The following is a 16,229-nucleotide window of genomic DNA, read 5'->3' on the forward strand; positions in this document are numbered from 1 at the left end:
GGGGTATAAATAATGAACTCGTTCTTGTTAAGCGCCGAGACAGAGCAAATGGCTAATGTGGCGGCTACCGGACTGGCCTCCTACGCCTGGCTGATGGTAGCGATACCGCTGGCGGTGTCGGGGCTGCTGTTGGTATGTGGCCGCGTAACCGATAAATGGGGACACTGGTTGGCAGTTGCTGCCTCCTGGAGTTCTTTCCTGATCGGCTTTATTATTTTCTGCCAAATGATCGGGCAGGCACCAGCAGAAAGATCTATTCTAGCTCCGGTGTTTACCTGGTTTAAGGCCGGTAGCGAAAATGACGTGGTGGAGCTTTCCTGGAATCTTCTGCTAGATCCGCTTTCGATGACTTTCGTGCTGCTGGTGACCTTCGTCGGATCCCTAATCCACGTTTACTCGGTGGCCTACATGGAACACGATCCGGACCGGCGACGTTTCTTCGCCTACCTGAACTTCTTCGTGGCTTCGATGCTCACCTTGGTGCTCTCGGATTCCTATGTGGCTTTGTTCTTCGGTTGGGAAGGCGTCGGCCTGGCATCCTACCTCTTGATTGGTTTCTGGAACCACGAACTGCCCAATGCGGTAGCCGCCAAGAAAGCCTTCGTGATGAACCGGGTTGGCGACCTGGGACTGCTGCTCGCGATGATGGCCATGTACGCCCAGTTCTCGTCCATGAAGTTTGTGGAAGTGCTGGGAGCTTCACATTCCGGCGGAAAAATGAGCGCTGGATGGGCCACCGCTATCGGCCTATTCTTGCTGCTGGCGGCCTGTGGTAAATCCGCTCAGTTCCCGCTGCAAGCCTGGCTGGGAGACGCCATGGCCGGTCCTACTCCGGTGTCGGCGCTAATCCACGCGGCTACCATGGTTACCGCCGGTGTCTACTTGATTGTGCGTTCCGGTGATATCTTCGTGGCCTCCCCGACCGCACAACTATGCGTAGCCATCGTCGGGGCGATCACCTTACTGTTCGGAGCGATTGTCGGTTGCGCCAAGGACGATATGAAGAAGGTGCTGGCCGCCTCCACTATGTCCCAGATTGGGTACATGATGCTGGGCGCGGGTCTGGGTCCCATCGGTTGGACACTAGCCATTTTCCACCTGTTCGTACACGGCTTTTTTAAAGCCCAGTTGTTCCTGGGTGCCGGTTCGGTAATGCACGCCATGAACGAGCAGGTCGATATCCGCCGCTTCGGTGCCTTGCGAGGGGTAATGAAGATTTCCTGGATCTGCTTCGGGATTGCCTGGCTGGCTATCTTGGGGATTCCCCCGTTCTCGGGCTTCTTCTCCAAGGAACCTATTATCGCCGCTGCCTTTAACGAGATAGCCTTCGGGACCACGGGGGCTTGGATCTTTGGATTGGTCGCCATGATTGGCGCCGGAATCACCTCGTTCTATATGTCGCGACTGTTTTTCATGATTTTCCATGGACAAAAACGGTGGACCAGCGAACTTGATGGTGGCAGTGAGGTACATCCGCATGAAGCTTCTTGGCTGATGAACGGGCCGATCGTAGTGCTGTCAGTATTTTCGGTGGCTATGGGGATGGTGCTGGGATTCACCGATAAATTCAACGATTGGTTAGAACCGGTTACTGGTACTCAGGGGGCGATGATGGCATCCCATCACCCGATTATCTCGCACAATCTGATTTCAATAATCACCTTGGTCTTGGTACTTTGCGGTTTGGCCTTGGCATTCATCATGTACGTTCGCAGGCCGGTGCCGAAAGTTGCTCCCGCTTCTAACGCCCTGGTGGAAGCAGCTCGAGTTGATCTTTATCAGGACACCATTAATGAGTCGGTCGCCATGCTACCGGCGCAGTTGCTCACTGTCGGAGTGGGGGGCGCTGACCGAGGGGTTATTGACGGCATCGTTCGCGGTATCGCCTGGTGCGCTCAGGCCTTTGGCCGCGCGGTCAGTCATGTGCAAAACGGGTATATCCGGGCATACGCCAGCTACATTTTGGGCGGAGTGCTTTTAGCCCTGGTTCTAGTTGTCGGAAGCCAATTGGTTTAGGGGCAGGAGGAATAAATAAATGGGAATCACAATCCTGAACTCAACTTTCCCGGTGCTAACGCTGCTGGTAGTACTGCCGGCACTGGCAGCACTGGCTCTGTGGCTGATTAAGCCTACGCGGATTGCCGCGCGACAGATCGGACTAGCAGTATCGGCTTTGGTTCTGTTAGGCACCATCTATCTGGCGCTTAACTTTGACTACAGTCAAGCCGCCGCCTACCAGTTCGCGGAAACCCACAGCTGGATTCGCGCCTTGGGAGTTTCCTGGGCGCTGGGGGTCAACGGCCTGGGACTCGCGATGCTAGTGCTGTCCGCACTGCTCACTTTGATCGTGTTGATTGCTTCTGCACGTGACCTAGAGGGCGAGGAAAAGCCGTATGATGATGCCGGGTATGTGGGTCTGACCTTAGCCACCCTGGCATTTATGATGCTGATTTTTGCCGCTCGTGACGTCTTTGTCTTCTACCTGGCGTTTGAAGCCATGCTGGTGCCAATGTTCTTCCTGATTGGGCGCTACGGCAACGGCGCGAAACGTAAAGCCGCTGCTATGAAGTTCCTACTATATTCCTTGGTAGGCGGACTCGTAATGCTAATCGGAATCGTGGGAATCTACGTTTATTCTCCTTTCGCCGCGGCAGCTCACGAGCAGCACGCCAGCCTCTTCCTCCTAGAAAACTTGGCAGGAAAACTGCAAGCTAGTCCCGGGGTAGAGATGGCGCTAATGATTAGTTTCTTCATCGCCTTTGCGGTCAAAGCACCGATGGTGCCGGTGCATACATGGTTGGCAGATACCGCCGAAAATGCGCGTCCGGGCACCTCCGCCCTCCTGGTGGGAATCCTGGACAAGATCGGTACCTTCGGCATGATCACTTTGTGCCTAACTATCTTCCCGAATGCTTCCCGTCGTGCCGCTTTAACATTCATTATTCTGGCGGTGATCTCGGTAATCTGGGGTTCGCTGGCAGCTTTGGCGCAAAAGGACCTAATGCGTCTAATCTCCTTCACTTCGGTAGCCCACTTTGGGCTGATGGTGCTAGGTATCTATGTTGGTAACACGGTGGCTTTGGCTGGTGCCATGGTCTATATGGTGGCGCACGGGCTATCTATCGCCGGTATGTTCCTGATTGGCGGATTCCTCACCGAGAGGGGACACAGCCAAGAAATCGACGCCTACGGTGGTATGCAGCGGGTTACCCCGTTGATTGCCGGCACTTTCCTGATCTCTGGTTTGGCAGCCATCGCCCTGCCCGGTCTATCCGGTTTCGTACCGGAACTGATGGTACTGATCGGTACCTTCCGGGTCTATCAATGGGCGGCGGCGCTTTGCCTAGTGGGCGTAGTTGCGGGCGCGGTTTACGTACTCTTGCCCTACCAAAAGATTTTCACTGGCAAGGCTCCCGAACATCGTAAATCCATTAGCGATCTGGATAACCGGGAACGCTGGGGAGTTGTCGCTCCTTTGATTGTGCTGATGCTGGTGATTGGTTTGCATCCGCAACCGTTGGTTGATCCGATGTCACAGGTTGCCCAAGCGGTGAATGTCACCCAGGATGTGGCCTTACAAGTAGAAGGGACCGGAAAGTGAGCTTATTGAACGCTACCGTGATTAATGACTTCAGCGAGCTGGGTTTTAACTGGGCGCTGCTGGCTCCGGTACTGGTGGTGCTATTTGGGGCAGTCATCGGGATTCTGCTAGAGGCATTCGTGCCCGCAAAACAACGTTGGAGTGTGCAATGTGGCTGGTCAATCGCAGTAGTTGCGGTTGCCCTCTTGGCGTTCGCGCCCTCTTTCGGGGCCTTCGATCTGCAAAGCGGTCAGCGCTTAGTGCGCGGAGAACTAATCGTGGATGGATTCTCGATGTTCTCGCAGCTACTGATGCTGATTGTGGGACTGCTGGCGCTGCTGCCGATGGTTGATCGCACTGGCAGTCGCATTTCGGCATTCGCCGGACAACCCTCAGATATTCCCGGGTCTTTTCAAGAAGAACAGACAGAGAGGCACGGCTATCAGCGTAGTGAAGTGCTGCCACTGAGCTTATTCTCCCTGGGGGGAATGATGATCTTCCCCATGGCGAACTCGATGCTCACCTTGTTTGTGGCACTAGAGATCATTTCTCTGCCCCTGTATGCGATGAGTGCCATGGCCCGTTACCGCCGCCTGCTCAGCCAAGAGGCCGCCCTTAAGTATTTTGTGCTCGGGGCGTTTGCTTCCGGATTCATGCTGATGGGTATGTCCTTCCTTTACGGATACTCGGGGTCGCTACTGCTGGATCAACTGGCCTTGGCGATTCCTTACCGGGTTGCGTCCCCGGTATTCCTGATGGCTGGTGCTGCCTTGATGATGGTGGGGCTGCTCTTCAAGATCGGTGCGGCTCCCTTCCACGCTTGGACCCCGGATGTGTATCAAGGGGCGCCCACCCCGGTTACTGGCTTTATGGCTGCGGGAGTAAAAGCAGCGGCTTTCCTAGCGATGCTGCGTTTCTTCTCTACCGTGGTCGTGCAATTCGAAGCGAACTTTAAGCCCTTCTTGTGGACAGTAGCCATTTTGACGATGGCGGTCGGCACCTTCTTCGGTCTGGTGCAAGATAACATCAAACGGATGCTGGCCTACTCTTCGATAGCGCATGCCGGTTTCATTTTGATCGCCTTCACCAAAGGTGCGCTCAACGCTAATGGGGCAGTCCTGTTCTACCTGCTGACCTATGGGGTGGCCACCATTGGAGCGTTCGCGATTATCTACCTGGTGCGGGTAAGTGATGAGGACGGGATCGCTACGGCGGAGCAGCATTCGATGCCTGCCTGGGCTGGTTTCGGGAAAACTCATCCGGTACTGGCCGGCTGCATGATGCTGTTCTTGCTATCTTTCGCCGGGATCCCGCTAACTGCCGGGTTCGTGGGTAAATTCCTAGCCTTTAGCGCTGGTCTACAAGGGGGAGCAACCGCCCTGGTTATTTGTGCGGTGATTGCCTCGGCGATTACTGCCTTCTACTATTTCCGCTTGGGTAAGATTATGTTCCTGGATCCGGTGGCGGAAAATACTACGGTAGCTCCGCACGCCGAGATCACCTATGTAACGATCGGGATTTGCGCCCTCTTAACTGTGCTGCTGGGGCTTTTCCCGGGATCAGTGCTAACTATTTTGCAAAATACCGCTATTGTTATCCCGTGAGTAACTTGTCCCAGCAGCCCCTCGAACAGCTTGAAGATCGGATATCTGATGGCCTGATTCAGGTGGAAGACCGCCTGCGTCAGGTGTTATCAGATGACCGTGGCGTTCTTGACGATATTGTCGGACACTTGGCGAAAGCCGGTGGAAAAAGGATGCGTCCCGGTTTGGTGCTGCTTTGCTCGCACCTGGGTCAGCACCCCCTTACCGAGGAAGTGCTGCGCGCCTGTCTAGTGGTGGAGCTTACCCATCTGGCTACTTTGTACCATGATGACGTGATGGACTCGGCTCCCACTAGGCGCGGAGTGAACGCAGTCCAGCGCGTGTGGGGCAATAACCGGGCCGTATTGGCCGGGGATTTAGTTTTCGCGCGCGCTTCGCAAGTGGTTGCCTCTTTGGGGCCCCAGGCAGTTTTACAGCACGCGGTGACTTTTGATCGTCTGTGCCGGGGGCAGCTGAACGAAACCTTCGGGCCAGAAACGGGACAAGATCCGGTGGAGTTCTATATCCAGGTGCTGGCGGATAAGACCGGTTCGTTGGTGGCCCAGTCGGCACGCTTCGGGGCGGAACTGTCCGGGGCACCTGAGGAAGTTACCCAGGCAGTCGTGCAGTTCGGCGAAAAGATCGGAGTAGCCTTCCAGCTGGCTGACGATGTAATCGATTTGTCTTCAGACAGTGCAGATTCAGGGAAAACTCCGGGAACTGATTTGCGCGAGGGCGTAGACACCATGCCGATTCTGCTGCTGCGCCAGGATGCGGCCCAGGGCGTTCTCGATGAAGATGGCCAAAAGATTTTAGCCGAGCTCAGCCGGGGAACTTTGGTTAGCGAGGACGCGGCTCTCGAGCGGGTAGTAAAGATGTTACGGGCACACTCGGCGCTGGAACGTACCCGGAAACTGGCATTTTCCTGGTGCGAGGATGCGAAAGCGGCGATTTCCGTGTTGGAGGATAACGAAGTGAAGACCGCCCTAGAAAAGTTCGCCGATGCTTTGGTTGATCGCATCGCCTAGAGACGGTCAATAAATTCCGTAGCGACTTCTTCCGGTACGCCCTCTTCCCGCATTACGTCCCTAATTGCGTCCCAGCGCTCTAGACGTCCGGAGTCCCGCATCTGACGTAACTTATCCCGGTCGGCCTGCGAGGACGCCAATAAATTCTCAACACTGCCGATTTCTTGTTCAAAGTGGGTTTTGCGAGCCCGGTCGCGGGCATTCAAAGCTCCAACATTCCGGGCAACTAAGAACACCAGCCCGGCTCCGCAGAGGACAAAACCGATGGTTATTAAAATGCTCATGTGTTGATTCTCTCTGAGTCTCCTGAAGTAGTTCTGAATGCGACCTCAAAATTAGCTGTCGACAGAGGATTTAGGGATTAGCCCAACCATTGGGAATGCACCCCAGGTTTTCCCCGCCATCTGCGCTTTGCTGCTGCATGACAGGAGCGAGTCCCCCGGGCTGCGGACAAAATAGGTGTCCGTGTCCTAGCCAGTGCCCGGTTTCGTGGGAGACTTCGTAAATGCGGTAATCAGTCATGGTTTTACCTTTTTGGAACCACATCTTGGCGCCTCCTATCCAACGATGAGCGTTAAGCACCACATTGTCGCCGTTACGGCAGTTAGAAACGCTGTTGGTGGTTAAGGGGGCGCAAAGCCTATCGGTGAGGGAGGGACTGGCAATAACTATCCGAAAATCAGCTTGGCCATCGGTGCGGGTAAAAGAAATTGCCCCCTGTTTTCCGCCCCACCCGCGCGGATCATTCAAAATGGCGTGGATGCTTTTCGCGGCGGTTACGCCGTTAACTGGTAGCCCGTTTTCGACCTCTACCCGATAAAAATAGACTTTACCGGTGCCCCGTCCTTGCCAGGTGCCGGGTACTACCGAGGTGGTGCCGGAAGCTGATTGCGGGACATTAGTGGAAGTTTCTCCTCCCGCTAAATCTCCCTTAACCTCCAAAGGAATTGGCGGTTCTTTAACTTCCTGTTTGGGGTTAGTAACCGGAACCGCCGTCCAGCGAAGGGTGGGTGCTGTCTGCTCCGCCTGCGCGGACTGGGGGGCTCGCGGCATCGCAGAAATGATTAAAATGAAAGTAATAGTCAGTGCAATCGCGAGGGAGGAGGCGCGAATAAGCAAATTCCAGTCCGAGCGCCGGCGCGAGCGGCTGGCTCGGGATGGTAGGCGACGCCTCCTAGGGGGATACTCTGACACAGTCAATAGTCTAAGCGATTGTCAGGGACATCTGGACTGCCCCGCTGTTGAAAGCGCGATTGGTGAGGCATGAGAATCGGCCAGCCTGCGGTAACAGTAAAAATGTGTCGGCGGTCTCTACGGAAAATCTCAATTTGTCGTGGCGATTCCAAATCAGGGACTCAAGACCTAGGCTCTTATTCATACCTGTTAAGATTAGGAACGGAAGAATCGCTCTTGAGCGTAGTTGAAAATATAAATGGAGGCCATTAGCTTATGGCAAAGTATGTCTACACGTTTGCCGAAGGTAACAAGGATATGAAAGACCTGCTGGGCGGCAAGGGTGCCAACTTAGCGGAAATGACCAATCTGGGTTTGCCCGTTCCCCCCGGCTTTACGATCACCACCGACGCCTGCCGGGCATACCTCAAACGTAACGAGGTACCCGAAATCCTGGTTCCGGAAATAACCAAGGCGTTGCGCGGGGTAGAAGACCAGATAGGACGCACCCTGGGGGATGAAGAGGAACCACTGCTGGTATCCGTGCGCTCGGGTGCGAAATTCTCGATGCCGGGGATGATGGAAACCGTCCTTAACGTGGGGCTTAATGACCGTTCAGTTGTGGGCCTGGCAAAAATGTCGGGATCAGAGCGTTTCGCTTGGGACTCCTACCGGCGCTTGGTACAAATGTTTGGCAAGACCGTTTTGGATATTGACGGTGACCTATTTGCTGATGCCCTGGATGCCATGAAAGACCGGGTTGGCGCCAAGTCCGACATGGATTTGACTGCCGAAAATCTGCAGGAACTGACCGACCAGTTCAAGCAGATTGTTAAAGAACAAACCGGCAGTGATTTCCCGCAGGATCCGCGTACTCAGATGGATATGGCGATCGAGGCGGTATTCCGTTCTTGGAATACTGAGCGGGCAGCTATCTATCGCCGCCGGGAACGGATTCCGAACTCCCTGGGGACTGCGGTAAATATTTGCACCATGGTGTTTGGAAATATGGGTGATGATTCCGGTACTGGTGTGGCCTTCACCCGGGATCCTTCTACTGGTAAATCCGGCGTATACGGTGACTTTTTGATGAACGCTCAGGGTGAGGACGTGGTGGCGGGGATCCGCAACACCGAACCTTTATCTCACCTGAAGACGGTTAATGAGCCCGTATATAAAGAGCTCGTCAAGATTATGCGCCGCCTGGAAACTCACTACCAGGATATGTGCGATATCGAATACACCATCGAAAAAGGTAAGCTGTGGATGCTGCAGACCCGGGTGGGCAAGCGGACCGCGGCTGCGGCTTTCCGGATTGCCGCGCAGCTTAACGAGGAACGGCTGATCACCAAGGATCAGATGTTGGAGCGGGTCACGGGCGAACAGCTTACCCAGTTGATGTTCCCGCAGTTCGACGTGGATTCGGATCGGGTACGGTTGACTACCGGTATGGCCGCTTCTCCGGGGGCTGCCGTTGGGGGAATTGCTTTCAACAATGAGCAGGCGGAGGCGGCTAAGGCTGCTGGTAAAACCTGTATTTTGGTCCGTCGGGAAACCAACCCGGATGACCTGGCAGGAATGGTTGCTGCCGAGGGCGTGCTAACCGCGCGGGGCGGCAAGACTTCCCACGCGGCAGTGGTTGCTCGCGGCATGGGCAAGACCTGTGTTTGCGGAGCGGAAGCCCTAGAGATTGATGCGGAAGCCGGGACTTTGACTGTAGATGGCAAGGTTTTCCATGAAGGTGACGTAATTGCTATCGATGGTGCGACTGGCGAAGTTTTCGAGGGCGATGTTCCGGTTCAGGATTCTCCGGTAACCACTTATCTCGAAGCTGGTTTAGAGGCCGGGCTGGAAGCCTGTGACGATGATGAAGACCTGAAAGATTTGGTGCGCTGCGTTGATCGCATGATGGAACTGGCGGATGAGCGGGCAAGACTGCAGGTTCGCGCCAATGCGGATAATCCACAGGACGCCAAGTTGGCAGTGGAGTTTGGAGCTACCGGTATTGGCTTGTGCCGCACCGAGCATATGTTCTTGGGTGATCGCCGCCCGCTGGTCGAACACGCGATTTTGTCTGGTGAAGGTTCTAAGGATCGCCAGAATGCGCTCGATAGGCTGGGCGAGTTGCAGGAGCGGGATTTCTCGGAAATGTTGCGGGTTATGGACGGCAGGCCCATGACCGTGCGTTTGATTGACCCGCCGCTGCACGAGTTCCTCCCGGATCTGACCGGACTGGAAGTTAAGGTCGCTTTGCAAAAAGCGCAAGGTGAGGTTAACCCGGAAGATCAGCGGATGCTGACGGCAGTGCGCAGGATGCATGAGGCTAACCCGATGCTGGGTCTCCGCGGGGTACGCCTGGGCATTTGGATGCCCGGCTTATTCGAGATGCAGATTCGTGCCTTGGTAAGCGCAGCGGCTGAGCTCAAAAAGGAAGGATTAGATCCCCGTCCCGAGATCATGGTTCCGCTGGTTGGTTCGATTACCGAGTTGGGCCTGATTCGTGGCCGCGCTGAGAAAGTTATCGGCGAGGTTTGCGGGAGTGCTCGCGTTAACTTGGATATTCCGATTGGCTGCATGATCGAGTTGCCGCGCGCGGCGATCACTGCCGAGTCTTTGGCGAAAGAAGCTGACTTCTTCAGCTTTGGTACCAACGATCTAACTCAAACTACCTGGGGTTTCTCCCGCGATGACTGCGAGGGCGTGTTCTTCCCCGAGTACATTGAAGAGGGCGTTTTCGGTACTTCCCCGTTTGAAACCATCGACACTCACGGCGTTGGTCGCCTGGTGAACGAGGGGGTCACCCGTGGTCGCTCCACTAATCCGGGAATTAAGCTGGGTATTTGTGGTGAGCACGGTGGCGATCCGGAATCTATCCACTTCTTCCATAAGACCGGTTTAGACTACGTGTCTTGCTCGCCCTTCCGGGTGGCAGTGGCTCGTTTGGAGGCTGGCCGCGTGGTAGCTTTGGAAAACATTGATGGATCCGGAGAAGACGCTACTGCCTAGCGAGGTTTAGGGCGATGCCGGGACTCTCGGCAGCCGCGCCCTAGAATATTTTCATAAAACCCCTGGGGGCCGGCGGGTCAATCCCGCCGGCCCCCTTTGTATCTTTTTAGGTAGCCACAGGTATGGGAGCTTGCCAGGTTCCCCTAATCGATTTTCAGGTCAGGGGCGGGAAAGATGGGTGAGAGGAATACTCGGTACCAGTTTTTCTCTAGACTCGTTTTAGGAGGTGGCACGGTGAATTGGATTAGCAGCTTCGAAATTATCTGTTACCTGATTACGGCGGTGTTGGTTAGCGACATCGTCAGAAAGAAAAACTTCGATGAGCTGAGCCTGTTTTTCTCGGCGGCACTGGCTGGTTTCGCCCTCGAATTGCTGGCGGTTAGGCTTACTGGAATCTATCACTACAGTTCACAGTATTTTATTAGCATTGGTTGGGCTCCCAACCAGTTCCCTTTCTTTGGCGGGTTAATGTGGGGCGGGGTTGCAGTTGCGGCGCTAAGACTTGCGAAAAAAATCGGGTTATCGCGGGTGTTGACGGGACTGCTAGCCGGCTGGTTAGTGGTTTCGATGGATCTTCTCCTGGACGTGGCGGCGATCAGGCTAAACGGTGGGTTTTGGATTTGGGAAGGACGTCCAATTACTCTGGCTATCAACCACCATATGTTCATGAGTGTAATCTGGGTGAACTTCTTGGGATACCTATTTGAAACTCCGATGATTGTCTATTTAAACCAGCGTTTTTGGCAGCGCCAGCCCCGACCAAAGTCAAAACCCTTAATCTCGGTGGTTACCTTGGCTATCGGCCTGGCAGGCGTGGGTTTCGTAGGAATTGCCTCCGCCGCGTCTTTAAAACTCAATCAACTAACCGATGAGTGGTTCGCCCCCCTAGCCTTCCTGCTGCTCTGGGGCTTTATTTTCTTAATTTCGCTGTGGCAGGTGGTAGCTAGGAAAACGCGTCTTACTTTTAAGGAACCCAAAGACTGGACGATATTTATTTTCTGGGCAGCGATCTATAGCTACTGCCTGGTAGCGCTAGAGTTCCTGGGTATTTTTAATGCATTGCCCGCCTATAGAATTTTCGCATATTTTCTGTGTCTGCTCACTTTGGCTTTATCTCTGGCCAGTGAGCGACCTGCGCTGACAGTTGAACGGTGACACCTACCTGGGCAAATGTGGTAAGTGTCAGTGCTGACTGCTTAAAGTGTCAGAAATAAATAATTCTGACACTTTATTTGCTAAGGTGGAGAAATGAAAACTCCGGCGATGCCTCCTGACTATTTTGAGGAGTTTGTTAACGCCTCAAAAGTCCTCGGGGGCAATCTGGCTTCAGTCTTAAGACAAAGTACTCTTGAGTCCTATGATCCTTGGGATAAATTTCGGCACCAAACCCCTCCGGCAGGTTTAACTATTTCGCAATGGTGGGGGATTATCCGGTTGCAAAGGATAAACAATGCCATTCCGGTCGCCCTGAAGCAGCAGTCGGGAGAGCCTTTCTGGTATTGCCTGCCACCTTTTATTTCTAGGGAATGCTACTTTTTGAGCCAGAAGTTATCTAGTTTGGATACGACCGTATCTGCGTACCAACGCCACAAGTTTATTTACAACGGATTAACGGACGAAGCCATTTACTCTGCCCAGTTAGAGGGAGCGTCTACCTCGCGGCGGGTTGCCAGGCAGTTACTGGAGCAAAACCGGGAGCCGCGAGATTTAAGTGAACGAATGATAGTTAACAACTATTTGGCAATGGAGAACCTGCAGGACTTGCTGGGAGTTAAAGCTACCCCGGATTTTATTAAAAAACTGCATCGCACGGTAACGGAGGGGACCTTAGACATAGAAAGCGATGTGGGAAAGATACAGTCTGACCAAAGTGATCGGGTAAAGGTATTTGGGGACTCGGAACAGATCATTTACGTTCCGCCGCCGGCAAGGGAGTTGCCTGCCCGTATGGAAGCACTTTGTGATTTCATAAATGAACCTGAGCCGTGGATGCACCCTCTATTGAAGGCGATGGTTGTACATTTCATGGTTGGGTACGATCATTATTTCGCTGATGGCAATGGTCGAACAGCACGTTCTATGTTTTATTGGATGCTGCTGAAAGCGGGTTTTCCGGCAGCTAGGTTCTTAGTGGTATCGGCGTTGCTAAAGGAGGCGCCCGCTCAGTATGCGCGCGCATTTTTGAATGTGGAATATGACGGTGGAGATCTGACCTATTTTCTTATTTATCAGCTGAAAATCCTTCGAAGAACAGTGGAGCATCTGGAGAAATATCTAGCGGATGACCGTCGACAGGCGGCAGAGATTAAAGAAGGGTTGAAAGATCGCGCCGACTTAAATAATCGTCAAATCGATATTTTGTTGGAGTCTCGGGGAGAGCCAGAAACGCTGTGGACGGCGCAAATGGTAGCTGATAGATTCCGGGTGTCACGTCCTAGCGGGCATGGCGACTTGAGCGCTCTGGAAGAGATGGGGTTTTTACGCAGAGGACGCAAAGGTCGCCGGGTTGTTTGGTGGGTAGTGCCAGGGTGGGAAAAATGGCTCAGTTCGGGCTCCGGAGATGACCTTGACAGTTAGGAGAGCGTTATTACCAGGGAAGATACTCTAAGTGTTAGCCTTGGCGTACTGAAGTGTCAGAAATAATTATTTCTGACACTTCAGGTGTATGGAAGCTATTTGAACGTTCTTCAAGAGATCTGCTGGCTGTAATAACACTGCTCCAGGAATATGGGAATGGAACACGCTTTAGGAGCTACGCGGGAAACAGATAGGATGAGGCGCAGAAGTAAAGAAAGGCGAATCATGGGTATCCAGGCAGGTGACTACCGCACCTTTCGCTCTCTCTTGCGCGAAAATTTCCGGGGGGAAGTGCTAGATTCTCGCGCCGACCGCGCAGTCTACGCCACTGATTCTTCCAACTATCGGATTCCTCCTAAAGTCATCGCCTGCCCGAAGGATCAAGATGACCTGCGAGTATTATTGCAGGCTGCTCGGGAATGTCGGGTACCGGTGACTGCGCGGGGAGCGGGTACTTCCTGCGCGGGAAATGCCATCGGTCCGGGCGTGGTAATCGATTATTCTCGCCACTTGAATCGAATTATAAAAATTGATCCCGAACAGCGTTATGCAATCGTAGAGCCCGGAGTGGTGCAAGCCCAGCTACAGCAGGCGGCGGCACCTCACGGGCTGCGATTTGGGCCGGATCCTTCCACCTCCTCTCGTTGCACGATTGGGGGGATGATTGGAAATAATGCCTGCGGGCCCCACGCTACTGCCTATGGGCGCACCTCAGACAACGTTTTAGAGTTGCGTCTAATCGATGGCTTAGGACGCGAGATTATCGCCGGGCAGACCTCGCAAGACGCGCCAGAAAACCCGCAAGACACCCCCGTGTCGCAAGCACAAATCCAACAAATACCCGGCCTAAAATCCCTGGTAGCAGCGAATCTAGCTACTATCCGCACCGAGTTTGGACGCTTTGGACGGCAAGTTTCCGGTTATTCCCTGGAGCACCTGCTGCCCGAAAACGGCCCCGCCCTGGCACCTTTCTTTACTGGAACCGAGGGCACTTTGGGGGTTATTACCCAAGCGACCGTGCGCCTCGTCCCCCTTCCAAAGGCTCCCGTGCTGGTAGCACTCGGTTTTGCCGATATGATTGCCGCCGCCGCAGCCGTGCCGCGGATTCTCCCCTTAAAGCCCCTGGCAGTGGAAGGTATGGATGCCCGGCTGGTGGAAGTGGTACGCCAGCATAAAGGCCCGGGGGCGGTGCCGGATCTCCCTAAAGGTAGCGGCTGGCTACTGTGCGAGGTGGGCGGGGAAGGCCTAGATGAGGACGCGACCTTGCAGCGGGCGCGGGAGCTGGCGGACGCCTCTGGAGCTAGCGGGGATGCAGTCATGATTTACCCTCCGGGAGATGATGCCGCTGCTATTTGGAGGATCCGCGCAGATGGGGCCGGACTCGGGGGACGTACTCCCCAGGGGGATCAGGCCTGGCCTGGTTGGGAGGATGCGGCGGTACCGCCCGAAAATTTGGCCGCCTACCTGCAAGATTTTCAAAAACTCCTGGATCGCTTCGGGTTAGACGGACTGCTTTACGGACATTTCGGAGATGGATGCGTGCATGTGCGGCTAAATATGCCGCTCGGGAGCGCCGCCGGGCTAGGGAAATCGCGGGACTTTTTATTTGCCGCCGCGCAACTGGTTGGAAAATATGGAGGTTCCATTTCCGGGGAGCACGGGGATGGCCGGGCGCGATCTGAGCTACTGCCCAAAATGTATTCCCAGGAAGCTGTAGATTTATTTGCACAGGTAAAAGCGTTATTTGATCCGGATAATCTGATGAATCCCGGGGTCTTGACGGGTCCGGCAGGTCCAGACGGAGTTGAGGAAAACGTGCGGCGCGCCCAGGCGCGTGCCCTCGAATCCCGCCGGGAGGGTTTTGCTTTTTCCGAGGACGCCGGCAGCCTCACCGACGCTTTTCATCGTTGTACTGGGGTAGGAAAATGCCGCGCCGATAACAGCGCCGCGGGCGGGTTTATGTGTCCGTCTTTCCAGGCGAGTGGGCGCGAACAGGACGCTACTCGCGGTAGGGCGCGCATCCTGCAAGAAGCTACCAATGGGGGACTGATCCACGGATTATCCGACCCCGAGATTTGGGAAGTTCTCGATTTATGTCTGGCCTGCAAGGCTTGTTCCGCGGACTGCCCCGCCGGGGTAGATATGGCCAAGTGGCGCAGTGAAACCCTCTTCCGGCGTTATCGGGGTCGGCTCCGTCCACTCTCGCATTACGCTCTGGGCTGGCTGCCGCGCTGGCTGCGACTAATGGCGAAGCTGCCGGGAGCCGCGTGCTTAGCGAATCTGGCTACCAAGATTCGCCCGCTTACCCAGACCGCATTAAAACTGCTCCACTTAGATACGTCGCGCGCGCTTCCTCGTTTTGCCACCCGCTCCCTCGAAAAGCAGTATCCGAACCGCCAGCTCTGGCCGAAAAAATCAGAGATTTCCCCCTGGGGACAGGACTATTCCAGAAAACCGGGAGCGATAGCGGCTAAAGAAATCGCAGCTCACGCGGGAAAGCAAACTCGCCAGGCGGCACTTTCAGCCTCTAAATCCGTGGTTATCTGGGCAGATTCTTTTTCCCGGGGACTAGATCAACGCGGGGTGCGGGCCGCGATTAAGCTTCTAAGTGATGCGGGATGGCAGGTATTCTTAGCGCCGCCTGATACTTGTTGCGGCCTGACCTGGATTACTACCGGGCAGCTTAAAGGGGCACGCCACCACCTAGAAAAATTGTTGGAACGCCTAGCTCCTCCGGCCGCCAATGGAATTCCCATCGTGGGAATCGAGCCGTCTTGTACCGCGGTGCTTCGCGATGACCTGCTGGAACTCTTCCCCGCAGATCCGGGGGCTTTGATGGTCAGCGAATCCACCTTTACCCTCGCGGAATTTCTTAACGCCAACTGCCCCGATCTGCCGTTACCGGACCTGAGCGAGGTGAGCGTGGTGGCCCAACCCCACTGTCACCACTATTCGGTGATGGGGTGGGATGCCGATCGCGCTTTACTGGAAAAAACCGGGGCAAAGCTAGTGGAACTACAGGGGTGCTGCGGGATGGCCGGTAATTTCGGGATGGAAGCTGCCCACCGCCAGATGTCGCTGGCGGTAGCGGACCACGCCCTCCTACCAGCCTTAAAAGCCCATCCGGATGCCATTTTCCTGGCGGACGGTTTCTCTTGTCGTACCCAGGCCGAGACCTTGGCTGGCCGGGGCGGAGTGCATTTAGCGGAATTGCTGGCTACCCCCGATGCCTCCTCGAAAAAATAATCCTTAACAGCGCCATCGGCGCTAAAACCGGCGCCC

The 16,229-nt window shown here is 54.8% G+C and carries 10 protein-coding genes; 8 read left to right on the top strand and 2 right to left on the bottom strand.

Going from position 1 to position 16,229, the window contains the following annotated elements:
* Positions 1–12 precede the first annotated feature (12 nt).
* The 4 genes from nuoL to AC1EKS_RS06530 are packed head-to-tail and all read left to right on the top strand — an operon-like array spanning position 13 to position 6,191.
* On the top strand, positions 13–2,016 hold the full coding sequence (nuoL, locus tag AC1EKS_RS06515) for an NADH-quinone oxidoreductase subunit L (protein ID WP_481008680.1): 2,004 nt from the start codon (positions 13–15) through the stop codon (positions 2,014–2,016).
* 19 nt (positions 2,017–2,035) lie between these two features.
* A complete protein-coding gene (locus AC1EKS_RS06520) occupies positions 2,036–3,601 on the top strand; it encodes an NADH-quinone oxidoreductase subunit M (protein ID WP_481008679.1) in 1,566 nt (521 codons plus the stop codon).
* A 5-nt stretch (positions 3,602–3,606) separates the two neighbouring features.
* Positions 3,607–5,184 (top strand): NADH-quinone oxidoreductase subunit NuoN, encoded by a 1,578-nt coding sequence (gene nuoN, locus AC1EKS_RS06525; RefSeq protein ID WP_481008703.1) that lies wholly within the window; start codon positions 3,607–3,609, stop codon positions 5,182–5,184.
* Positions 5,181–6,191: a polyprenyl synthetase family protein gene (locus tag AC1EKS_RS06530; protein WP_481008678.1), complete on the top strand. Its 1,011-nt coding sequence runs from the start codon at positions 5,181–5,183 to the stop codon at positions 6,189–6,191. The genes nuoN and AC1EKS_RS06530 overlap by 4 nt, the downstream gene beginning before the upstream one ends.
* On the opposite strand, the gene AC1EKS_RS06535 is transcribed toward AC1EKS_RS06530, so the two are convergent.
* Positions 6,188–6,475: a hypothetical protein gene (locus AC1EKS_RS06535; protein ID WP_481008677.1), complete on the bottom strand. Its 288-nt coding sequence runs from the start codon at positions 6,473–6,475 to the stop codon at positions 6,188–6,190. The two genes, AC1EKS_RS06530 and AC1EKS_RS06535, sit on opposite strands and share 4 nt — an antisense overlap.
* Positions 6,476–6,545: 70 nt before the next feature.
* The gene (locus tag AC1EKS_RS06540) at positions 6,546–7,310 is read right to left on the bottom strand and encodes a DUF3152 domain-containing protein (RefSeq protein WP_481010330.1); all 765 of its coding nucleotides are present in this window, start codon (positions 7,308–7,310) and stop codon (positions 6,546–6,548) included.
* Positions 7,311–7,640: 330 nt separating this feature from the next.
* Between AC1EKS_RS06540 and ppdK the strand changes: the two genes are divergently transcribed.
* The 4 genes from ppdK to AC1EKS_RS06560 all read left to right on the top strand — a co-directional run bounded on the left by ppdK (position 7,641) and on the right by AC1EKS_RS06560 (position 16,193).
* Complete coding sequence (gene ppdK / locus AC1EKS_RS06545) at positions 7,641–10,370, top strand: pyruvate, phosphate dikinase (RefSeq protein ID WP_481008675.1); 2,730 nt, start codon at positions 7,641–7,643, stop codon at positions 10,368–10,370.
* Between the two features lie 234 nt (positions 10,371–10,604).
* Positions 10,605–11,525, top strand: coding sequence for a hypothetical protein (locus AC1EKS_RS06550; protein WP_481008674.1), 921 nt, complete (start codon positions 10,605–10,607; stop codon positions 11,523–11,525).
* A 93-nt stretch (positions 11,526–11,618) separates the two neighbouring features.
* Positions 11,619–12,947, top strand: a complete 1,329-nt coding sequence (locus AC1EKS_RS06555; RefSeq protein ID WP_481008673.1) for a Fic family protein — start codon at positions 11,619–11,621, stop codon at positions 12,945–12,947.
* A 225-nt stretch (positions 12,948–13,172) separates the two neighbouring features.
* Positions 13,173–16,193 carry an FAD-binding and (Fe-S)-binding domain-containing protein gene (locus AC1EKS_RS06560; protein ID WP_481010331.1) on the top strand — a complete coding sequence of 1,007 codons (3,021 nt, stop codon included), beginning with the start codon at positions 13,173–13,175 and terminating at the stop codon, positions 16,191–16,193.
* Positions 16,194–16,229: the final 36 nt, after the last annotated feature.

It is taken from the genome of Varibaculum sp. C0165D1, assembly GCF_056590355.1.